Source organism: Candidatus Insignibacter tubulum, from assembly GCF_056790205.1.
Map to the genome: position 1 here is coordinate 274,234 of NZ_CP199715.1, position 21,836 is coordinate 296,069.

Here is a 21,836-nt window from a genome sequence, read left to right on the forward strand (position 1 = left end):
ATTCGGTTAGTTAAAAGTTTATCTAAAAAATAGATAAAATTAAAGAAGTTCTTTAGGGATCTTACATACTGGTATAGGGTCTATTTTATGTCGCGCTGCTTGATGAAGTCGCTCATATTTTTCTAAAAGTTCTTTTTGTTTTTCATCTAATTGTTCCTTATTTTTCCCTTCCTTAGTCGTCCGCATAGCCCACTCTAATTCTTTATAAGAAAATCCTAATTGTTCCTCGTCACTTCTATTATCTTCCCATAGACCATCTGTAGGTAAAGCATCTTGAATGCTCTTGATAATACCAAGTTCAGTAGCTAATGTCTGTACTTGTGTCTTTGTTAGATCAGCAATTGGACTAATGTCTACTCCTCCATCTCCATATTTTGTGAAAAAACCTACTCCAAAGTCCTCTATTTTATTCCCTGTTCCGCTAACCAAATAGCGATAAATCCCCGCATAGTAATATAACAGGGTCATACGTAGCCGTGAACGAGTATTAGCCAAAGTTAATTCTAGTTCAGAAGAGGGTTCTTCTTGAGCTTTTACAATAGAACAAAATCTATCGTAAAGAGGACTTAGATCTATAGTTTTACTTTCTATATTAGAAAAAATATTTTTTAGAAAATAGGTATGATCATGCATACGTTTTATTTGATTACTTTCTTGGTAAATAGGTATTTGCAGTAATAATACTGGATAACGTGTTTTTGCTACTAACATTGAGGTTACTGCAGAATCTATACCTCCAGAAATCCCTACAATAAACCCCTTTAAACAAGTTTTTTTAATATAGTTTTCAAGCCAAATAACGATATATTGTATTATTTCTTTAGTTTTCATAAATAGAGAAGTATTTATTTTATATCTTTTCAGATAAAACTATAATACATGAATATAATAAAAATATTTGATATAAGATTATTCTTATTGCTTTAATCTTATGTTTTAAGGGTAATCGTATAAAAAAAATATATTCTTAGGAACTTTTTCTTTATAAAGAACTTAAATAGTATCTTATGAGAATATAAAGTATACTAGATATAAAAATATTAATTTTGAATAAAAAATATATTTTTTATGATTTTTATCAAAGTATTTTAACAAAAAGTCTTTTCTATAAAGAAATAAGATATATATTTATATACTTAATAAAATAATTTACTAACAAGTAGATATTTTAAGTATTTTTTTTATTAAAATACTTTATTATAACGGAACTATAATTATAAATGATATACTTTTGCTAAAAAAAATACTGGTAAATCAAAAATGAACTATATTCTTATATAAGTTTTCTTTTAGTTATTCTAAATAAAAAAAATATAGAACTTTAGTTATAGTTGATATACAAATACTATATGTTTTAGTTTACAGACTAATATCTATTATGATCTAACTCTCCAATAGAGTAGCTCTTAAGTTTACTTAGATTAAGTGTTCTTTTTAGGATGTTAACATCCTAAAAAGAATTATAAAGGATTTAAAATCCATAATTATAATAAATAGACAATTATATCTATAAATCTAAAATGTAATGATTAAGAAAAATACTCAGATTACCATATGTATAGGACTTGATGAAAATCATATTCCTGAAAAAATTAACTGGAGTGCACAAGATAGTAATGTAAAAAATAATTCCTGTAAAGCCTTAATGCTATCTCTATGGAATGATCGGCGAATTGAGAGTGAGCGCATAGATCTTTGGGTTAAAGAAATGCCGCTAGATGAGATGAAGAATTTTTTTTATCAAACATTTCTTTCTATGTCCGAGACCTATTATAGAGCTACTTCCGATGAAACTCTTCGTATAGAAATTATTAAATTTGCTCACTCATTTGCTAAAAAATCGGGCCTTTCTAAGGCTCTGAATTATTAAAATTGATAAGTTTTTTATGGCGCTTATTCTAAATATAGAAACCGCTACTAAAAATTGCTCAGTTTCTCTTGCTAAGGATGGTGTATCTTATGCACTAGCTCAGGAGTTTTTTGATAATTATTCTCATGCTGAGAAGTTACATTCCTTTATAAGTTACGTTCTCGAAGGGGCTTCTTTGAAACTATCTAATCTTCACGCTATTGGTGTTAATAAGGGGCCGGGTTCTTATACAGGCCTTAGAATAGGAATTTCAGCTGCTAAAGGATTGTGTTTTGGATTGAATATTCCCTTACTTGCTATGGATACATTGAATATCATGAAAGAAGGGTTTTGCCTAGATCAAGAAATATTCATACCTATGATAAATGCGCGTCAGAATGAAGTTTATACAGCTATTTTTAATAAATACGGGGAAAAAATTATTCCTACTCAAGTTAAAATCCTTAATCAAACTAGCTTTTGCGCGTATGGGCGATATAAGATTTGTATATTCGGGAATGGCGCATATAAAGCAAAAAAAATATTAAACGTTTCCGCTTCATATTTTCCTGAGTTTTATCCTTCAGCTCTCCATATGTCAATGCTTTCTGAAAAACTTTTTAGAGAAGAAAAATTTCAGAATATCGATAAATTTGAACCTGTTTATTTATAAGAAAAGATTTTATAAATAACTGATAAAAAAAAGAATTCTTATATATAAATAAAATAAAAAATTTATCTTTTTTGATAATTTTAATTTTAATAGAGGACCCAATATAACATTGGGTCCTCTATATTTTTATTCTCTATTTTAGAGAATCTTACAATATTATTGATGTAAATTATCTTCTATCTTTCTAGCTCTTTATCCTTTATAAGTTTTATACCCTAGAAATTTCTATATACTATTAAGTATAGTAATTATATTGTAGTTTTTCTACTATATAATGATATATATAGAAAAGATCTTAAGTTTTTACTTTATATTAAGTACTCTATCTAAGATTTTTTTTGATTTATTAGTAATAATATAGAAATTATTGTTCCTTTGAGATAAAAGTGTATTTAAAAATGCTAAAAGAAATAACTATAATTAATGGGCCTAATCTAGGTCTATTGGGTAAACGTGAACCTAATATCTATGGTAATAAATCTATGGAGGAATATATAAAAGATTTCTCGCAAGAATCTTTTTTATCAGATATTAAACTCTCTTATTTTCAAACTAATCATGAGGGAACACTTATTGATGTTCTGCATCAAAAAAGCATTTCAGTAATAGGTATTGTGCTAAATGCGGGAGCTTATACTCACACTTCACTAGCTCTAGCTGATGCCATCAGATCTATTGATATTCCTGTAATAGAAGTCCATATAACAAATATCTTCTCACGAGAGAAGATCCGTCATAATTCTTTAATTGCTCCAGTTTGTAAGGGTTCCATTTCTGGTTTTGGCATGAATTCCTACCGACTTGCTGTAATCAGTTTATTAAATTAAATTTCCATTTTTGGTTAAGTATTTCTATATAGTCAAGAATTTCTGTTCTGCCTTCCTTAGATTTTATCGAACTCTTAAAATAGGGTGGCATTTTTTCCCATTCTTTCAATAAAGTATTGCAATAAATATTTATATTTTCTTTAGCATTTTTTTTTGATAGTTTATCAATCTTTGTAAATATTATACAAAAAGGTACTTGAGCTTTCCCTAAGTTTTTTAAAAAAATAAGATCATTTTTTTGAGCAATCAAACAAGTATCAATAAGTACAAATAGACAAACAATAGTTTCACGATAATTAATATACTCATTAATAAGTTTTTTTAAACATTTACGCTCTTTATTAGATATTTTTGCATACCCATAGCCAGGTAAATCTACTATACACCAATTTTTATTGATTAAAAAATGATTGATTAAACGTGTTTTTCCAGGAGATGATGAAGTTTTAGCAATTTGTTTGCGATTCGTCAGCATATTAATAAGACTAGACTTACCTACATTAGATCTTCCTACGAAAGCATATTCGGGTAAATCAGATATAGGAAATTGAGATTTTGTAGCACTACTCCCTATAAAATCAGTGTTTTTAATATTCATAATTTAATTTGAATTTTGAAATCCATTCATCTAGGATTTTTATAAAATTCTTAGGTTGTTCCATCATTGGAGCATGTCCGCATTTATCTATCCAGAAAAGATCTGAAAAAGGTAAAAGTTTATGAAACTCCTGAGCTACCTCAGGAGGAGTGACATTATCTTGTTTCCCCCATATTAAACAGACAGGTTGTTTTATATAGATAAGTTCATCAGTCATATTATTTTTAAGTGCGCTTCGCGCTATATGTAATGTTCTAAGAGCTTTATTTCGATCACTTACGATTCCATATACTTCATCTACAAGTTTTTCCGTAACTATTCTAGGGTCATAGAAAACTTCTTGAATTTTTCTTTTTATATATTGATAATTTCCCCTTTTAGGGAAAGAGCTTCCTAAAGCTCTTTCAAAAAGACCTGAGCTTCCTGTAAGTATGAGAGAATGTACTGTGCTAGGTATTTCTTTAGCTATAATAAGAGCGATATGTCCGCCTAAAGAATTGCCTACTAAAGTAACTTTAGTTAATTTTTTATCTTTGATAAATCGTATCACATAGTTTGCTAAACTAGAAATGTTAGTTTTAAGCAAAGGTAAACTATAAAGAGGAAGGCTTAGAATTACTACTTTGTATCCTTTTCTTGGGAAAAATCTCAATGGAGCATCAAAATTGCTTAAATTACCCATTAACCCGTGTAACATTATAAATACATGGCCTTCCCCCTCTTCTACATAATTATATATTTTTTTCTTTTTTAAAATGAAACCCATTACAAATGTGAACCTTTCTTATATAATACGCTAGTGAACAAAAATAGTTAAAAACGACCATAGAAAATTTTTAATTTTACTCTTGCAATCTAGAGCCTAGAGAAGAAATATATCTTTTTCTCTCTATCCACTTTTTTTTCTCTCTATCTATTCTAAACATAGAAATAATGATTTTTAGTCATAATTTGCAATGTAAATTGCCAATAGTATTAATTAAAAAATTATGAGCAAATTCACAGATAGGCCTAAGTATTTTTAACTCTATTAATTCTTAGTAAAAAATCTACTAAACGATATATTCTTATAACTTAAGAATATTTTTAGAAGCTACATATATAAACAATATGTATCGGATTATGCAAAAAAAATAGCTGAATTGAAATAGCTATTATTTATGGAATACACCCATAAGCCTAAAAAAAATAATTATTTAAGATTATCCTTTTGTTAATTATTTTAATGATTAGCTAATTATTTATAGCATTACAATTTTTGATTGTATACTTTTATAAATTTCTATTCTTAAATTATGGATCACAAAGCAGGGTTTGTTAGTATAGTCGGAGAAGCAAATGTAGGAAAATCTACTTTAATTAATACTCTTATCAGAAAGCGACTCTCTATTATCACCTCAAAATCGCAAACTACAAGACACCGCATTTTTGGTATTTTTAATTCGAACGATTATCAGATCGTGTTTTCTGATACTCCAGGTATACTTGAAGTGACATATTTATTGCAAAAAATTATGATGAAATTTGTAGAAGATGCGATTAGGAATGCAGATGTGCTTCTTTATGTCGTAGAAGCAAAAAAAAGATCGCTAAAAAATCAAAAAATTTCTCAAAATATTCAAAAACTATCTATTCCTGTGATTTTGTTAATCAACAAAATTGATTATATAGATCAGGAAAGCCTTGAAGGGGATATTAATTACTGGCATTGTATTTTTCCTAAAGCTGAGATTTTACCAATATCTGCCTTAAGGGAATTCAATATAGATATATTACTAAATAAAATTGTTAGTATTTTGCCTAAGGCCCCCCCTTATTATCCTAAAGAACACATTACTGATCGTCCTAAGTGTTTTTTCGTTAGTGAGATTGTTCGAGAAAAGATTTTATCCCTCTATAGGGAAGAGATTCCTTACTCAACTGAAGTAGTTACTGAAAGTTTTGAAGATACTAAAAAAGGGCTTTTAAAAATTCGATGTCTTATATATCTTGAACGAGACTCGCAAAAAGGAATACTTATCGGACATCAAGGTAGAGCACTAAAGAAACTAGGTATTATATCTAGAAAAAGTATTGAAGAATTCTTTAAAAAAAAAGTCTTTCTAGAATTTTATGTTAAGGTAAATAAGAATTGGCGTTCAGATAAACAGCAACTTAAAAAATTAGGTTACCCTTGTTAATTTTTTATTACTTCAAGTAAAAAATGATTTTTTTTGCCTATTTGTAAAAGTATATAACGGTTTAAAAGTATGTGATGTTTATTGAGTAAAAAATTTTCATCAACTTTTTGATAGTTCACTAAAATAGATTTTGCTTTTAAAGCACGTCTCGCTTCTGCTTTTGAGTTTATAAAATTACTTCTTTCTACAAGAACATCTAAAATAGATATTCCCTTTTCTAAACCTTCAAAGGAAATTTGGGTTCGCGTGAGACCTTCTAAAGCAGATAATAACGTTTTATCATCCATAACTTTTATTGAAGTATTCATATGTTTTTTAAATAACAATTTTGAAGTATTTAACGCTTTTTTACAGGCCTCTTCTCCATGTATCCATCGAGTGAGTTCAATTGCTATACGTTTTTGTAAAATTCTTTTATTTGGTTGTTTACTATGATCTTTTACAAGCTGATCTATAGTTTCTCTCTTTAAAAGAGTATATTTTTTTACAAACTCAATAGCTTTATCATCGGAAGTATTCATCCAAAATTGGAAGAATTTATAAGGTGAAGTACGTTTAGGGTCTAGCCATATATTATCTCCTTCTTGACTCTTTCCAAATTTTATTCCATCATTTCTAGTAACTAAAGGAAAAGTTAGACCATATGCCGTTACACCTAATTTTCTTCTAATAAGTTCTATTCCGGTAGTGATATTCCCCCACTGATCTGAACCCCCAATTTCTAGTAAGCAACGTTCATTTTTATAAAGATATAAAAAATCGTATGCTTGTAAAAGTTGATAAGTAAATTCTGTAAATGACATCCCCACACGGGAGGAAGAATTAAGTCGTCTCTTTACAGAGTCTTTTGACATCATATAATTAACTGTAATGTGATTCCCAATATTTCTAGAAAATTCTAGAAATGATATCTTGTGCATCCAATCGTAATTATTAAGTAAACGTATACTCCCTGATTTAAAGTTTAGAAAACTAACCAATTGTTTTTTAATACAATCCATATTATAGGTTAATGTATCTTTATTGATAAGATCACGTTCAGTTAATTTTTCTGAAGGGTCACCGATCATCCCTGTAGCTCCACCTAAGAGAATAATAGGTTTATGTCCGAACCGCTCAAAGTGAATAAGTATAATGAGAGGAAGTAAGCTACCTATATGTAACGAATTAGCTGTGGGATCAAAACCTACATATAAAGTAGTACTCTCCTTATCAAGTTGATCCTCAAGTGTAATAGTATAATCTTGTAAGAGCCCTCGCCAAGATAATTCTTCTAAAAGATTATTCATTGATATAGTTTTTATAGAATTGTAGACTTTACAAAAGTAGACTGGTTTTTCATAAGTAGGGCATATGCTGTTTTATATATTTAAAAAAGAAACATCTTTTATTTTTTTTTGATATCCTGTTTTTTTATGTACATATATTCCATTCGCATGAAAGCTTTTAATAAGAGATATGGTTCATAATCGTGATTATATTTTTTTCAATGTAAATATTATTGATGCTTTTAGTAAGTATTTTACCATACTTTAGAAAACTTAATAAGTTCTATAGTTAATTACTACCTGGCAGTAGAGAATAAGATCTTTAAATTTGTAGCCTTTTCAGATTTAATTGAAAAAACATTCTAAAAATAGCATTTATAATGATAAAGAATAGTTTATAAAAATTTATAATAATAAGATCTTTTTTTTAAAAAATCTTTAATAATTATAAATAAAAAGATTCTAAAAAAGAGTTTTTGTTCCCTATAACATCTATAATGAAAATCTAATGGTAAGTTATCTATTTATTAAGGCAATGTTTTTCCCTAAAATAGGGGAGTAGGAATAGCAAATGTTTTTTTTTAAATTATGGGAGTATATATTCCCCTTAAATATAAAAACACGCAGGTAGCAATGTGTATATGGACCTACAAGAGCTATAAATAAAAACTTATTTTTTGTTTTTTTTAGCTAAAATTATGTTTTACTAAACGTGTAACGTATTTTGCAATAATATCAAACTCGATATTAACATAATCACCTTCTTTTAAGAATTGCAAATTAGTATGGAAATATGTATGAGGGATAACGCTTACACTAAAACTTTCTTTTGTAGAATTTACAATAGTAAGACTAATTCCGTTAACTGCTATAGATCCTTTTTCGACTGTAATATTTGTAGACTTTTTTCTATGAGAGAAGAAAAAAATCCAACTACCATTACGATCTATTATTGAGTGAACATAACCTATTGTATCAATATGTCCTTGTACTATATGACCATCCAAGCGATCATGTATGTGTAAGCAACGTTCAAGATTAATTTTATCTCCTATCTTTAAATTTATTAATTGAGTTCTGCTAAGAGTTTCTTCTGTTGCGATAGTTAAGTAACATTGATTATTAGATTCTACTACCGTCAAACAAACTCCATTATGGGCAATACTCTGATCTGGCTTTAAAGCTTCATTAAAAGGATTTTCTATTAATAATTCTAAATTACTTCCTGAATTTTTCATATATTTAACGTTGCCCATTTTTTCTATGATTCCTGTATACATAAACTCATAATGTTTTTTGGTACCTTTGTCAAAGGTAAATATCAGATTATGAATATATAATCCATGACTAGGAAAAAGAATATAAAAGTAGGTATTTCCATAGGTGATCCTAATGGAGTGGGGCCTGAAATTATTTTAAAACTTTTTCAGAAAAAACGTTTGTTTAATTTTTTTACTCCAATAATTTTTAGTTCTATAGAACTCTTATCTTATTATAAGAACTTATTGTCTATAGATGTGGAGTTACATAATATTACCTCTTTGGGAGATATAATACTTCAAAAGGTAAATGTAATAAATATTCAACATGATAATTTAACTATCTATCCTGGTGAAGTTCATTTAGAAGCAGGAAATTATGCTAGAATCTCTCTAGAGGCGGCCACAAAAGCTTTAAAAGAAAATCAAGTAGATGTGCTAGTCACAGCACCATTTAATAAAGATCTTGTCTATTCAAAAGATTTCCCTTTTATGGGACACACGGACTATTTACAAAGTGTTCTTTCTGGAGAGCCTCTTATGCTAATGCTTCAGGATAAATTAAAAATAGCTTTAGTTACACATCATATTTCATTAAAAGAAGTACCTAAAGAAATAGATATTTATAAAATTCTGAAAAAGACAAATATGCTTCAAGATTCGCTTGAGCGAGATTTTGACATATTTAAGCCTAAAATAGCTATTTTAGGCTTAAATCCTCATGCGAGTGATAATGGTCTTATTGGGGATGAAGAGCAAGATAAAATATCACCAGCTATCGAAAAGTTATTTAGTGAAAGTATATTAGCTTTTGGGCCTTATTCTGCAGATGGTTTTTTTGGAAGTGGAAAATATAAAGTCTTCGATGCTATTGTAGCTATGTATCATGATCAAGGATTAATCCCTTTCAAGATATTATCTTTTGGAGAAGGGGTAAATTTTACTGCAGGTCTCTCCTATGTAAGAACATCCCCGGATCATGGAGTAGCTTATGATATAGCGGGGAAAGGTCTTGCTAAAGAAAATTCTCTTGAAGAAGCTATATTTAGTGCAATTAAAATATTTGAAAATAGAAAGTCCTATGACAAATTAAGATCAAATATATTATAATCTTCTTAAGAAATAATATTTGAAATATAATAAAGAATAATAATAAAATATAAAATCCTAATCAGTTAAAATAGTAACTGTATTTTCTTTTACTTCTAAAAGACCATTTTTTATATGAAAACATAATGGGTCTGCTTTTTGATTTTTAGATATATATAAGTTAACAGGTCCTTCTTTTATTATAGATATCATAGGCGCATGATGATCAAGTAATTCAAAATATCCATCCATCCCAAGTGTCCTTAAACTATAAGCTTCTCCTTGAAAAATTGTTTTCTCAGGTGAGAATATCAGTATTTTCATTATTTTAACTATTCTTTGTTTTTGATAACATCTGCTCTCCCGATTCAATAACATGATCTATACTGCCTTTTAAATTGAAAGCAGCTTCTGGAATATAATCTAATGCGCCATTTATAATCATATTAAATCCACGAATAGTTTCTTTAATATCTACTAGTTCCCCAGGTATACCAGTAAACTGCTCAGCTACGTGAAAAGGTTGTGAAAGGAAACGTTGCACTCGTCTAGCTCGTTGTACATTTTGTTTATCTTCTTCGCTAAGTTCTTCTATACCTAAAATAGCTATGATATCTTGAAGTTCTTTATAACGTTGTAATATTTGTTTGACACGCTGAGCGCAGATATAATGATCCAATCCAACTATTTCAGGGCATAATATGCGTGAGGTAGAATCAAGAGGATCTACTGCAGGGTAGATCCCTAAAGCAGCAATTTTTCTTGATAATACTGTAGTAGCATCTAAATGAGAGAAAGTAGTAGCTGGAGCAGGGTCAGTTAAGTCATCTGCTGGTACATATACAGCTTGTACAGAAGTGATAGATCCATTCTTAGTAGAAGTAATACGATCTTGCATTGCCCCCATTTCCGATGCTAAAGTAGGTTGATAACCTACTGCTGAAGGCATACGTCCAAGCAAAGCTGAAACCTCTGAACCAGCTTGTGTGAAACGAAAAATATTATCTATGAAAAATAGCACATCGAGTCCTTTACCTTTTTGATCCCCATCACGATAGTATTCAGCTAAAGTTAGTCCTGATAGAGCTACTCGTGCTCTGGCTCCAGGGGGTTCATTCATTTGACCAAAGACAAACGCTACTTTAGAGGTTTTAAGTGCTTTTTTATCAACTTTAGAAAGGTCCCAAAGTCCCCTTTTCATTGTCTTCATAAACTCTTCTCCATAGCAAATGATTCCTGATTCTAACATTTCGCGTAATAAATCGTTACCTTCACGTGTACGTTCACCAACACCAGCAAAAACCGAAAGTCCACCATGACCTTTCGCAATATTGTTGATGAGCTCTTGAATTAGGACAGTTTTCCCTACGCCTGCGCCTCCAAAAAGACCTATCTTTCCACCTTTAGCATATGGTTCAATAAGGTCAATAACCTTAATCCCTGTATATAATATCTCTGTAGCCGTAGAGAGATCTCCAAATTTTGGAGCTGGTCTGTGAATAGGAATACGTTTACATTTTTCTAAATCATCTAAACCATCTATGCCTTTGCCTATCACGTTTAGTAAACGTCCATTAACCTCCTCTCCTATAGGCATAGAAATAGATAATCCCTCATAGATAACCTCTTGTTTGCGATATATACCCTCTGTAGTATCCATAGCAATACAACGTACTATATTATCACCTATATGTTTTTGTACTTCCATCATTAAAGGCTCATGTCTATCATAAGTAATCTTCAAAACGTCATATATTTTGGGGAGAGAAATAGAATTTTCGAAAATTACATCAATTATAGAACCTATGACTTGCAAAACCCTACCTTTTATGTATTTAGACATTAGCCTTGAGATTATGTTTAACAAATATAGTTGATTTTAAAAGATTTCATTTCGTCCTCTCCTCAAGAGAGGATTATCTTTACTTAATAAGTAAGTACATTTATTTTAAAACTTTTAATTCTTGAAAATTATTTCATCTATCGATAACTGGAACTTTTCTGAACCCGTAGTACTTAGTTTAGGGATGTTTGATGGGGTCCATCTTGGGCACAAGAAACTTATTGATAAGCTTGTATTATTTGCCTCTAGAGAATACTGTAGATCAGTATTGCTTACTTTTGATCCGCATCCTAGGCAATTTTTATCAGGGGCTTGTCATTGGAAATATCTTAGCTCTCATTCTGAGAAGGTTAAACAACTATCTTGTTTAGGAGTAGATTATATGATTATTCAAAATTTTAATAGTGTTTTTGCTTCTTTATCTACTGAATGTTTTATCAGTAGTTTTCTTATTAAAAGGTTACATATATGTTCTCTTATCATTGGTTATGATCACCGTATGGGGAAAGATAAAAAAGGTTCATATGCAAATTTAAAGGTACTTTCACTAAAGTATAAATTCGCATTAGAGAGACAATCCGTCTGCAAAATTTCACAACGAATAGTAAGTTCTACAAACATAAAAAAAGCCCTATTTAAAGGAGATATCCTATGGGCTAACACCGCCTTAGGAAGGCCCTATAGCTTTTATGGGACAGTAATTCACGGTGATCAACTAGGACGAGAGTTAGGCTTCCCTACTGCAAATCTTTATGTATTACCAGAGAAATTTTTACCTGCTGGTGGGGTCTACGCTGTAAAAGTATTTTTGGAACAAAAAGAGTTTATAGGAATGCTCTATATCGGAAGCCGTCCTACCATTAATTCAAAAGAACTTCGCATTGAAGTTCATATTTTTGATTTTACAAAAGAGATTTATAATTTTACACTGAGACTTCAGTTCATAGATTTTATCCGTAAGCAAAAAAAATTTTCCTCTTTATCTAATTTAAAAAACCAACTGCAAAAAGATAAAGAAATAATAAGAAAAAAATATGATCTCTTTTCTTGAGAAGGTAGCTAAAACGATAATTGATAAATATAATCAATTAGACTCGTTAATATTTATATTACCAGGAGATCCTCCAATCTTTCAACTCAAGAAAATATTAAACACTTTTAATGATAAAGAATGGGAAGAGAAAGCTGAGTTTTTCACCACACAAAACTTTATGAAAAGGGTTTCAAATCTTTCTTTAATAACTAATACTTCTTTGATCTTTAAAAGTTATGAATTGTATCAAAAGGATATTTGTGGAACCAATAAATCATTTGAAGATTTTTTAATATGGGCTCCTAAAGTCTTGGAAGATTTTAATAATCTTGATTTGTATATGATTGAAATACAAAATTTTTTTTCGCAAATGCAGTCAATTGAACAGTTATCTCAATGGTTAATATTATCTCAAAAAAATAGTGAGGATAAAAAAGCATCTTTCTGGAAATCTATCGCTAATCTTTATACTTTACTGAAAAATCAACTCTTATCTGAAAAAGAGGGTTATCAAGGACTTTTATATAGACAGGCAGCAGATAAAATACCAACTTTTCTCTCGGATATTCCACATGAAAAACGAATTATTTTTATAGGATTAAATGCTTTAAGTAAATCGGAAGAAAAAGTTATTCAGTATTTACTAGATCAAGATAGAGGAGAGATATATTGGGATATTGATGAATATTTTCTAAATCCTATACAGGAGGCTGGTGCCTTCGTACGCAGATATTTTAAAAGTTGGCCCTCCCTACAAATGGAAAAACTTCAATGGATAAGTGATGATTTTAAAAAATCAAAAACTATAGAAGTTATAAAGGTAACTTCGCAAATTGGTCAAGCAAAAAAAGTAGCTCAAATTCTTGAACAACTGCTTAATAAAGAACATGATTTTTCAAGAACTGCTGTAGTTCTTCCTGAACCTTCTTTATTAATTCCGATCCTTAATTCTATACCTCAAAAGATAGGTAAGGTAACCGTATCGGTAAATAATAACTTGCAAAATACTTGTTGGCATCAAATATTTGATTTGATATTTAGACTCTTTTTAAACCGAGAACATTCAACTGAAAAAGGGTTTTATAGTAAAGATTTACTTGAGCTTTTTTCTAATATATATCTTCGATCCTTTTTTAAACATTGCAAAAAAGATCTTATAAGAGAAATTTATAGAAATAAAATAATTTTTGTTCCCGAAACACTTTTGAAAAGTTATCTAAAAGAAGGAGATTTTTTTAATATTCTCTCGTTAGAGAATTTAAATTCTAAAAACTATATAGATAAGATATTAGCGCTTATCAGAAATTTTTATCATAATGAAAAAATCTATACCGAACAATCACATTTAACCTTTTTTAAAGATTTTTTTCAATCGTTAAAAACGAACGTTCACCATATTTCGAATCTTAGCGTACTTAAGGATTTATATAAAAAATGGATTAATTATGGGTCTTGTAATCCTTCAAATGAATCATTTGAAGGATTACAAATATTAGAAATCTGTGAAACACAGGCACTTGATTTTGATACAGTTATTATTACTTCAGTAAATGAGGGTATTTTCCCACCTGATAGAATTAATGATTCTTGTATCCCTTTTGATATATGTCTAAAAAATTGCCTACCCGTTTATCATGATCGAGATGCTTTATATGCTTATTACTTTTATCATCTATTGCAAAGGTCTAAACGTATTTTTTTGATCTATAATACTCAGGATAATGAGTTAGGATTAGGCGAAAAAAGTCGTTTTATTTATCAACTGGAAATGGAATCGCCACATAAGATAATAAATAAAATTACTAAGTCTTTACCTTATTTATCAAAAAAATTAACTCTATCTATTTCTAAGACTCCCTATATGATGAAACGTTTAGAAGAAATGGCAGTTCGTGGGTTTTCCTCTTCTTCTATTAGTATGTATATAAGAGATCCTATAATGTTTTATAAGCAAAAAGTATTGAATCTGCCAAAACAAGAAGAAATAAAAGAGAATATTGAAAAAAGCGACCACGGGTTACTAATCCATAAATCGCTTCAAAAACTTTACTGCCCCTTTATAAATCAAAAGTTAGATTTGAAACATTGCGCTGAATTACGAGCACAGATTATACCTACAATAAAACATTTTTTTGAAGAAAACTTTAAAGAAAGTTATCAAAAAGGGAAAAATCTGTTACTGTATCGAGTAGTTGAGAAGCAACTAGAAGCGTTTATTGATTGGGAAGAGAACAATCTGCGTAATAAACAAAGCATACGTATTTGTTCTCTTGAGAGAAATTTATCAATGTCCCTTGACTCGGATAATAAAATACAGATTCAGGGAAATATAGATCGTATAGATGAATATAATGGAGAAATACGAATTATCGATTATAAAACTGGTTATGTAGATCCCTTATCTATTAGATTAACCTCTAATAATCTTGGAAAGATACTGCAAGAAGTTCGTTTTGAGAAAGCTTTGCAACTTATGCTATATGCCTCTCTTTATCATAGCTCATGTAAAAATTCAATTTACTTAATCTATCCGGGTATCTTTTCTTTTCAAAAAATCCAACATGGATTACAGTACCTGATAATTGATTCACAAAAAAAGGTGAATACAGAACAAGTAAAGGCGTTTTTACTTTGTTTGTTTGAAAAGATAAAGGAAATACTTGACCCTAAAATACCATTAAAAGAATAATCATTATCCCTATATTATAATAATATAGTTTATTTATTTAGAATAAGAGCTTCTACTCCTTAAGGCTTTTTCTAAATATTTTTAAAATTATTCCTAGTATAATTTTTTAATTAAAGGATTTTTATTAAAATATTATTCTATATCAATATCTAATTGATGAAAAAATAAATAGAATAAAAATATAGCTTCTTAAAATAGAAAGGTTTTATTTACTTGATCTAAAATATAAATAGAACATTTACTCTCTAAGATCTTAGAGAGGTTCACTTATGGTTCTTATCTCATATTTTTAAATTTTAATATTTAAAAAGACTCAATTATCTGTACCACATTTTTTTTTTAAATATCAAAACTTTATTAATATCTAAAATTTTTTAAAACAAATAATTAGATTTTTTATTTTAGGGATATATGCAATTATATTAATTTGGTGTATGCTTATCGATTTTATATAAACAGTATAAATGATATTATCTATAATAATCTATCCTTAAGAATTTTATCAACTAAAAAGTTTCCTACCTCTTCTGTCCCTATAGCCTGCTTAAGAGAAAGATCTATAGTACATTTCTTTTCATCTATAGAATGATCTACTGCTTTTCTTATTATTTGGGCTTCATCATATAACTCTAAATAATCTAACATCATAGCAGCTGAAAGTATACATGCTAAAGGATTAGCGATATTCTTCCCAGCTCCTTGTGGATAAGAGCCGTGTATAGGCTCAAAAAGTGCATTTTTTTTACCTATAGATGCTGAAGGCATAAGACCTATGGAACCAGTAATAACACTCGCTTCATCAGATAGAATATCCCCAAACATGTTTTCAGTTAACAACACATCAAAAGTTGAGGGCTTAAGTATAATCTGCATCGCAGCATTATCTACAAATAAAAAATCTATTTCCACTTCAGGATAATCTATGGCTATTTTTTTTATTACCTCTCTCCATAAACGAGAAGTTTCTAAAACATTTGCCTTATCTACTAAAGTAAGTTTTCTTTTTCGTGAGAAAGCTGCTTTGAAAGCAGCATGTGCTATGCGCTCTATTTCATTAAAAGAATAACTACATTTATCATAAGCCCAATCATGTGATCGGGCCTTATCTCCAAAATAAATCCCACTTGTAAGCTCACGATAGATAACAAAATCCACTCCTTCTATATTCTCTCTTTTTAAAGGAGAACTATCTAGTAAATTATTATAAGCTTTTATAGGACGTATGTTACAATAAAGACCTAAAACTTTACGGATCTTGAGTAACCCTTGTTCAGGCCTAATATCTGCATTAGGATTATTATCATATTTTGGGTCTCCGATTGCTCCGAATAAAATGGCATCTGTATTCATACAGATATCCAACGTTTGTTGAGGCATAGGGTCGCCTGTATATGCAATAGCTTCAGCACCGACTAGAGCTAGGTGATATATAAAATCATGGCCAAACCTTTTAGCTATGGCATCTAAAACTTTTACTGCTTGACGAGTGATTTCAGGGCCTATGCCATCTCCAGATAGTAAAGCTATTTCTATTCTCATGACATTTTTTTTCTAGATAGAAAAATATAAAGAATGTTTTTTTTCAAAGTTTTCTATTTTACTCTTTATACTGTTTAAAAAATCGATATCATCATATCCGTTTAGTAGACACATTTTCTTATAAGGGTCAACATCAAAATTTTCATAATGATCAGTGCTTACAATTTGTAATGTTTGTTTTTCAAGGTCTACACATAATAAAGTGTTTATATTAGATTCAACCGCTTGAAAAAGCACTCCTAAAAAAAAATCGGATATCTCAATTGTAAGCAAACCATTATTAAGGGCGTTTACTTTAAAAATATCAGCAAAAAAGCTAGATATCACTACACGAAACCCATAATCGAAAAGTGCCCAAATAGCATGTTCACGGCTTGATCCACAACCGAAATTTCTTTTAGCAAGTAGTATCCTTCCTACGAAGGCTGGATTATTTAAAACAAAATCTTTTCTTAACTCTTGATTAGAATCATAACGCCAGTCTTTAAATAGATTCTCTCCAAAATTTTCTCTGGTAGTGGCTTTTAAAAATCGTGCCGGTATGATCTGATCCGTATCTATGTTTTCTAAAGGGAGAGGTATTGCTCTTGAAATAATACGTTGAAATTTTTCCATTTAAAAATCAATTAAATAAAGAAATATTTTCTATATAACGACTAACATCTACAATTTTTCCTTCTATAGCTGTTATAGCTGCTACTAAAGGGCTAGCGAGTAAGGTGCGCGCACCTGGACCTTGACGTCCTTGAAAATTCCGGTTAGAAGTAGAAACACAATAGGCTGCTGCAGGTATTTTATCTTCGTTCATGCCTAAGCAAGCCGAACAACCAGGTTCTCTTAATTCAAAGCCAGCAGCCCGGAATATACGGTCAAGACCTTCCTGACGTGCTTGGCGGGCTACTTCTTGTGATCCAGGGACGATCATTACTTTTATCGATTTGGATTTTTTCTTATTTTTTACAATTTGTGCTACTATTCGTAGATCTTCTATACGTGCGTTAGTACAACTTCCTATAAAAACATAATCAATGGTTTTACCTATAAGGGAATCCCCTTGTTTTAGTCCCATATAATCTAAAGATTTTTTATAATTTTCATCTTCTGTATTTATTGGTATGGTTCCACTAATCTTAATACCCATTCCTGGGTGGGTCCCATAGGTTATCATAGGTTCTATATATTCTGTATCAAAATAATATTCTTTATCAAAACGTGCATGGATCTCTGTATAGAGAGTCCTCCAATAATCTAATGCTTTTTTTAATTGAACTCCTTTTGGAGCAAATTTTTTATCCTTTATATAAGAAAAAGTAATCTCGTCAGGAGCTATCATTCCACCTTTAGCTCCCATTTCTATACTCATATTACAAACACTCATACGGCCCTCCATGCTCATCCTTTGAAAGACTTCTCCTGAGTACTCTACAAAATGACCAGTAGCTCCATCTGTGCCTAATTGAGAAATAATGTATAAAATAATGTCTTTAGGAGTTACGCCTTTTTTAAGTGTCCCTTCTACTCGAATACGCATTTGTTTAGGTTTAGATTCTAAAATACATTGACTCGCCATTACCATGGCTACCTGGCTAGTCCCGATCCCAAAAGCAATGGCGCCAAAAGCACCATGAGTAGAGGTATGACTATCTCCACAGACGATAGTCATACCCGGGAGTGTAAGTCCTAATTCTGGCCCGATAACGTGTACAATACCCTGATATTTATGTCCTAGTCCAAAAAGCTTAATCTGATATTTTTCGCAATTCTTATAAAGAGTTTCCACCTGCTTCCTTGAAAGAGGTTCTTTGATGGGAAGATGCTGATTTTTAGTTGGTACATTATGATCTGTTGTAGCAATAATCATTTGTTTCCTGAAAATAGGAAGACCTCTTTTTCCCAGTTCTTCAAAAGCTTGTGGACTAGTTACTTCATGAATAAAATGACGATCAATATAAAGTACCTGAGGCCCTTCTGGTATCTTCTCTACAAGATGCGCTTCCCATACTTTATCAAATAGAGTTTTATTCATAACTTAAAGACTTAAGATAGATGTTAAATTTGCAGTCTTTAAAATAGTTCTGAGATCCTCATTAAGGATTTCTTTTTTTTCATCAGCATATTTAAGGAATATAGGATAAATAGCATCTAAATGTTCTTTAGAAAGGGTATAGCCTATTTTTTTAAATCGATAAGCTAAAGCAGAACGACCACTGCGAGCGGTTAGAATAATAGAAGATTCATTTATCCCTACTTCTTCTGGTGAAATAATTTCATAGGTTTCCCGTTTTTTAATTAAACCATCCTGATGAATACCTGAAGAATGTGCAAATGCATTAGCGCCTACTATAGCTTTATTAGACTGTACAGGCATTGATGTAAGCTTAGAAACTAGTAAGCTAGTAGTATAAAGCAATTCAGTTTTAATTGTAGTATGGAATCCTAGATAACTGTGTTTTTTAAGTATCATTACAATTTCCTCCAAAGCAGTGTTTCCAGCGCGTTCTCCTAATCCATTTATTGTACATTCTACTTGTTGAGCGCCATTTATTACGCCTGCTAAAGAATTAGCTGTAGCCATACCTAAATCATTATGACAATGCGTAGAGATGACAACTTTATGAATATCTTGTACATTCTCTTTTAAATAACGCACTTTTTCCCCATATTCTTCTGGAGTACAGTAACCTGTAGTATCTGGTATATTAATAATATTAGCGCCTGCTTTTATTACGGCTTGACATATATCTGCAAGGTATTTATTATTTGTACGTCCAGCATCTTCAGCATAAAACTCAACTTCTTCTACAAAGCTTTTAGCATATTTTACAGCCTGAACTGCATGCTCTAAAGTTTTTTCTGGATTGCTGTTAAATTTATGACGAATATGTATATCAGAAGTTCCTATACCTGTATGTATACGAGGATATTTAGCGCTTCTAAGGGCCTGGGCAGCTACTTCTATATCTTTTTTAACAGCCCTTGAAAGGGCGCAAACTATAACCGTAGACAGTATTTTCCCGATTTCTTCAACTGATTGAAAATCTCCTGGGCTTGAAACAGGGAATCCTGCTTCGATAACGTCTACTCCTAATTGTTCAAGTTGTTGTGCAATCTGAATTTTTTCTGAAGTATTTAATTTACATCCGGGAACCTGTTCTCCATCACGCAAAGTTGTATCGAAGATTTCTATTTTTTTACCCATATTAATTTTTTCAACTCTTAAACTTATCATTTGTGAAATAATAAATAAAAAATAGAAATCATAGATTTACAATCGCTTACTAGGTATAGTTTTTTATAAAATGCTTATAATCAAAAATTAATATCTTATAGTTTTACGATGTCCAATAGGAAATATGATCCACTTATTCAGCTCATAGGCACCCTTTCAAGTGCCGAGAAACGCTATTTTAAATTATATGCGCGACGTATTAGAGTTAATCATAGTGCTAAGTTTTTAAAACTTTTTGATATTCTATCTAGATCTAACAAATATGATAAATCCTTTATACTAAGTCATACCCCTATTAGCAAACAGCAGTTGGCAAATGTAAAGGCACATTTATATCGACAGATTCTTATAAGCTTACGTTTACAAGGTACAGAGCGTGATTATGAACTTCAGCTACGTGAAAACTTCGATTTTGCTAAGATTCTCTATAAAAGAGGACTTTATAGACAAAGTCTAAAGTCTTTAGAACGCGCTAAAGCCTTGGCACGTTATTATCATGCTTATAATTTGCTTATAGATATGATTTCCTTTGAAAGGATGATTGAATATCAATATGTTACTCGAAATTATTCCCGTGCTGAAAAATTAATTCAAGAAGCTCAGGAAGTTTTAGTGAAAATTCGACATTATGAGGTCTTTAGCAATCTCTCGTTCCGTTTTTATAGTATGTATGTCCATATGGGGTTTTCCCAAAAAGAATATATTCAATATTACTTAGATTACTATCTTGAGAACTATAGCTATAACCTAGCCACTATAACTGGTTTTTTAGAAAGATTGATGTTTTATCAAATGCAATTGCAACGTTATTTTATTCTTCAAAATTTAATAATGTGTTATAGATATTCTCTAATCTGGATAAGACATTTTAAAATACATACTCATATAAAAGATTTTCTTCCTATACTCTATTTAAAAGGATTTTATTATATTCTCGAAGTACTTTTTTATTCAAATAATTATTATCGATTTATTCAGCATTTAAATTCTTTTAAAGATGCTATAAAATCAATAAAAAATCCTGATAAAAATACCTCTGTACAATCTTTTGTTTACCTGTACATTCATCGTCTTAATCTATATTTTATAAGAGGCAACTTTTCTGAAGGTATAGAAAAACTTTTACCCAAGCTAAAAAACAATTTAAATAGATATAGAGTTTATTTAGACATTCATCAAATTATGATATTTGATTATAAAATAGCTTATCTCCATTTTGGAAATGGAGATTCTATATTAGCAATAGATCATTTAGAAAAAATCATCTATCGATATGAAGAGGGGTTACGGGAAGATTTACAGATCTTTGCTAGATTATTATATCTTCTCGCTTGTTATGATGCAGAATATTTTGACAAATTAGAAAAACATATTAAAATAGTTCACAAATTTTTTCTTCGTTTAGATAAAACTAGTAAAGCACAGAATGCTATTTTGCAATTTTTAAAAAAATTGGGAAATACTTATCCGGATCAACTAAAAGTTCAATTTATAAAACTAAAGGATCAGCTCACTGAATATTTCGAAGATCAATATGAAAAAAGAACTCTTCTATATTTTGACATCATCTCGTGGCTAGAGAGTAAAATTCAAAATAAAACGGTACAAGATATTATTCGCATAAAATTCCTTAAAAAAAATCATTAATTTATCCTATATAATAGGATATTAAAATGCCTGCCATAACTTTTTATTTGTTTTATATTTTTATATAAGTATAAGGTATTAAGGTTTAAATTTTAAACTTGTAGTTATTTACA

The 21,836-nt window shown here is 30.0% G+C and carries 19 protein-coding genes; 8 read left to right on the top strand and 11 right to left on the bottom strand.

The annotated features are described in order from the left end of the window. Positions 1-39: 39 nt before the first annotated feature. Positions 40-831, bottom strand: coding sequence for an NAD(+) synthase (nadE, locus tag ACUBP5_RS01055; RefSeq protein ID WP_482168459.1), 792 nt, complete (start codon positions 829-831; stop codon positions 40-42). A 694-nt stretch (positions 832-1,525) separates the two neighbouring features. Here nadE and gldC point away from each other — a divergent pair. The 3 genes from gldC (at position 1,526) to aroQ (ending at position 3,349) form a co-directional block, all read left to right on the top strand. Beyond that, positions 1,526-1,870 carry a gliding motility protein GldC gene (gene gldC / locus ACUBP5_RS01060; RefSeq protein WP_482168460.1) on the top strand — a complete coding sequence of 115 codons (345 nt, stop codon included), beginning with the start codon at positions 1,526-1,528 and terminating at the stop codon, positions 1,868-1,870. Between the two features lie 16 nt (positions 1,871-1,886). After that, positions 1,887-2,522 (top strand): tRNA (adenosine(37)-N6)-threonylcarbamoyltransferase complex dimerization subunit type 1 TsaB, encoded by a 636-nt coding sequence (gene tsaB / locus ACUBP5_RS01065; RefSeq protein WP_482168461.1) that lies wholly within the window; start codon positions 1,887-1,889, stop codon positions 2,520-2,522. A gap of 398 nt (positions 2,523-2,920) precedes the next feature. Further along, on the top strand, positions 2,921-3,349 hold the full coding sequence (gene aroQ, locus ACUBP5_RS01070; protein WP_482168462.1) for a type II 3-dehydroquinate dehydratase: 429 nt from the start codon (positions 2,921-2,923) through the stop codon (positions 3,347-3,349). Here the strand turns inward: aroQ and yihA are convergent. Next, the gene (gene yihA / locus ACUBP5_RS01075; RefSeq protein WP_482168463.1) at positions 3,333-3,947 is read right to left on the bottom strand and encodes a ribosome biogenesis GTP-binding protein YihA/YsxC; all 615 of its coding nucleotides are present in this window, start codon (positions 3,945-3,947) and stop codon (positions 3,333-3,335) included. The two genes, aroQ and yihA, sit on opposite strands and share 17 nt — an antisense overlap. Continuing rightward, positions 3,937-4,713: an alpha/beta fold hydrolase gene (locus tag ACUBP5_RS01080; protein WP_482168464.1), complete on the bottom strand. Its 777-nt coding sequence runs from the start codon at positions 4,711-4,713 to the stop codon at positions 3,937-3,939. The genes yihA and ACUBP5_RS01080 overlap by 11 nt, the downstream gene beginning before the upstream one ends. 529 nt (positions 4,714-5,242) lie before the next feature. Between ACUBP5_RS01080 and era the strand changes: the two genes are divergently transcribed. Next, positions 5,243-6,127 (top strand): GTPase Era, encoded by an 885-nt coding sequence (era, locus tag ACUBP5_RS01085; protein WP_482168465.1) that lies wholly within the window; start codon positions 5,243-5,245, stop codon positions 6,125-6,127. Here the strand turns inward: era and tyrS are convergent. Both tyrS and ACUBP5_RS01095 read right to left on the bottom strand, forming a co-directional pair. Continuing rightward, positions 6,124-7,416 carry a tyrosine--tRNA ligase gene (tyrS, locus tag ACUBP5_RS01090; RefSeq protein WP_482168466.1) on the bottom strand — a complete coding sequence of 431 codons (1,293 nt, stop codon included), beginning with the start codon at positions 7,414-7,416 and terminating at the stop codon, positions 6,124-6,126. The two genes, era and tyrS, sit on opposite strands and share 4 nt — an antisense overlap. 665 nt (positions 7,417-8,081) lie before the next feature. After that, positions 8,082-8,675 (bottom strand): riboflavin synthase, encoded by a 594-nt coding sequence (locus ACUBP5_RS01095; protein ID WP_482168467.1) that lies wholly within the window; start codon positions 8,673-8,675, stop codon positions 8,082-8,084. A gap of 63 nt (positions 8,676-8,738) precedes the next feature. On the opposite strand from ACUBP5_RS01095, the gene pdxA reads away from it, so the two are divergent. Beyond that, the gene (pdxA, locus tag ACUBP5_RS01100; RefSeq protein WP_482168468.1) at positions 8,739-9,764 is read left to right on the top strand and encodes a 4-hydroxythreonine-4-phosphate dehydrogenase PdxA; all 1,026 of its coding nucleotides are present in this window, start codon (positions 8,739-8,741) and stop codon (positions 9,762-9,764) included. Between the two features lie 57 nt (positions 9,765-9,821). On the opposite strand, the gene ACUBP5_RS01105 is transcribed toward pdxA, so the two are convergent. Both ACUBP5_RS01105 and atpD read right to left on the bottom strand, forming a co-directional pair. After that, entirely contained in the window at positions 9,822-10,067 is a 246-nt protein-coding gene (locus ACUBP5_RS01105) for a F0F1 ATP synthase subunit delta/epsilon (protein ID WP_482168469.1), read from the bottom strand. Positions 10,068-10,071: 4 nt separating this feature from the next. Next, entirely contained in the window at positions 10,072-11,586 is a 1,515-nt protein-coding gene (gene atpD, locus ACUBP5_RS01110; protein WP_482168470.1) for a F0F1 ATP synthase subunit beta, read from the bottom strand. Positions 11,587-11,707: 121 nt separating this feature from the next. Here atpD and ACUBP5_RS01115 point away from each other — a divergent pair, with 121 nt between their 5' ends. Further along, entirely contained in the window at positions 11,708-12,637 is a 930-nt protein-coding gene (locus tag ACUBP5_RS01115; RefSeq protein ID WP_482168471.1) for a bifunctional riboflavin kinase/FAD synthetase, read from the top strand. Next, positions 12,621-15,308, top strand: a complete 2,688-nt coding sequence (locus ACUBP5_RS01120) for a PD-(D/E)XK nuclease family protein (RefSeq protein WP_482168472.1) — start codon at positions 12,621-12,623, stop codon at positions 15,306-15,308. Before ACUBP5_RS01115 ends, ACUBP5_RS01120 begins: the two co-directional genes overlap by 17 nt. Before the next feature lie 474 nt (positions 15,309-15,782). Here the strand turns inward: ACUBP5_RS01120 and leuB are convergent, their stop codons facing one another. From leuB to ACUBP5_RS01140, 4 genes are read right to left on the bottom strand one after another with little or no spacing between them, the layout of a single operon-like run. Next, entirely contained in the window at positions 15,783-16,847 is a 1,065-nt protein-coding gene (gene leuB / locus ACUBP5_RS01125; protein ID WP_482168473.1) for a 3-isopropylmalate dehydrogenase, read from the bottom strand. Between the two features lie 12 nt (positions 16,848-16,859). Then, positions 16,860-17,462 (bottom strand): 3-isopropylmalate dehydratase small subunit, encoded by a 603-nt coding sequence (leuD, locus tag ACUBP5_RS01130; protein WP_482168474.1) that lies wholly within the window; start codon positions 17,460-17,462, stop codon positions 16,860-16,862. Positions 17,463-17,469: 7 nt separating this feature from the next. Then, entirely contained in the window at positions 17,470-18,873 is a 1,404-nt protein-coding gene (gene leuC, locus ACUBP5_RS01135) for a 3-isopropylmalate dehydratase large subunit (RefSeq protein ID WP_482168475.1), read from the bottom strand. Between the two features lie 3 nt (positions 18,874-18,876). Then, positions 18,877-20,046 carry a 2-isopropylmalate synthase gene (locus ACUBP5_RS01140; RefSeq protein ID WP_482168476.1) on the bottom strand — a complete coding sequence of 390 codons (1,170 nt, stop codon included), beginning with the start codon at positions 20,044-20,046 and terminating at the stop codon, positions 18,877-18,879. Between the two features lie 138 nt (positions 20,047-20,184). Here ACUBP5_RS01140 and ACUBP5_RS01145 point away from each other — a divergent pair, with 138 nt between their 5' ends. Next, positions 20,185-21,723, top strand: a complete 1,539-nt coding sequence (locus ACUBP5_RS01145) for a hypothetical protein (protein ID WP_482168477.1) — start codon at positions 20,185-20,187, stop codon at positions 21,721-21,723. Positions 21,724-21,836 lie beyond the last annotated feature (113 nt).

Excerpts from the sequence above, each read along its gene's own strand:
- leuC (WP_482168475.1), bottom strand. The coding sequence starts at position 18,873 with ATGAATAAAACTCTATTTGATAAAGTATGGGAAGCGCATCTTGTAGAG.
- gldC (WP_482168460.1), top strand. The coding sequence starts at position 1,526 with ATGATTAAGAAAAATACTCAGATTACCATATGTATAGGACTTGATGAA.
- pdxA (WP_482168468.1), top strand. The coding sequence starts at position 8,739 with ATGACTAGGAAAAAGAATATAAAAGTAGGTATTTCCATAGGTGATCCT.
- aroQ (WP_482168462.1), top strand. The coding sequence starts at position 2,921 with ATGCTAAAAGAAATAACTATAATTAATGGGCCTAATCTAGGTCTATTG.
- atpD (WP_482168470.1), bottom strand. The coding sequence starts at position 11,586 with ATGTCTAAATACATAAAAGGTAGGGTTTTGCAAGTCATAGGTTCTATA.
- ACUBP5_RS01145 (WP_482168477.1), top strand. The coding sequence starts at position 20,185 with ATGTCCAATAGGAAATATGATCCACTTATTCAGCTCATAGGCACCCTT.
- nadE (WP_482168459.1), bottom strand. The coding sequence starts at position 831 with ATGAAAACTAAAGAAATAATACAATATATCGTTATTTGGCTTGAAAAC.
- ACUBP5_RS01120 (WP_482168472.1), top strand. The coding sequence starts at position 12,621 with ATGATCTCTTTTCTTGAGAAGGTAGCTAAAACGATAATTGATAAATAT.
- tsaB (WP_482168461.1), top strand. The coding sequence starts at position 1,887 with ATGGCGCTTATTCTAAATATAGAAACCGCTACTAAAAATTGCTCAGTT.
- ACUBP5_RS01080 (WP_482168464.1), bottom strand. The coding sequence starts at position 4,713 with ATGGGTTTCATTTTAAAAAAGAAAAAAATATATAATTATGTAGAAGAG.
- tyrS (WP_482168466.1), bottom strand. The coding sequence starts at position 7,416 with ATGAATAATCTTTTAGAAGAATTATCTTGGCGAGGGCTCTTACAAGAT.
- yihA (WP_482168463.1), bottom strand. The coding sequence starts at position 3,947 with ATGAATATTAAAAACACTGATTTTATAGGGAGTAGTGCTACAAAATCT.
- ACUBP5_RS01095 (WP_482168467.1), bottom strand. The coding sequence starts at position 8,675 with ATGTATACAGGAATCATAGAAAAAATGGGCAACGTTAAATATATGAAA.
- era (WP_482168465.1), top strand. The coding sequence starts at position 5,243 with ATGGATCACAAAGCAGGGTTTGTTAGTATAGTCGGAGAAGCAAATGTA.
- ACUBP5_RS01140 (WP_482168476.1), bottom strand. The coding sequence starts at position 20,046 with ATGGGTAAAAAAATAGAAATCTTCGATACAACTTTGCGTGATGGAGAA.
- leuB (WP_482168473.1), bottom strand. The coding sequence starts at position 16,847 with ATGAGAATAGAAATAGCTTTACTATCTGGAGATGGCATAGGCCCTGAA.
- leuD (WP_482168474.1), bottom strand. The coding sequence starts at position 17,462 with ATGGAAAAATTTCAACGTATTATTTCAAGAGCAATACCTCTCCCTTTA.
- ACUBP5_RS01105 (WP_482168469.1), bottom strand. The coding sequence starts at position 10,067 with ATGAAAATACTGATATTCTCACCTGAGAAAACAATTTTTCAAGGAGAA.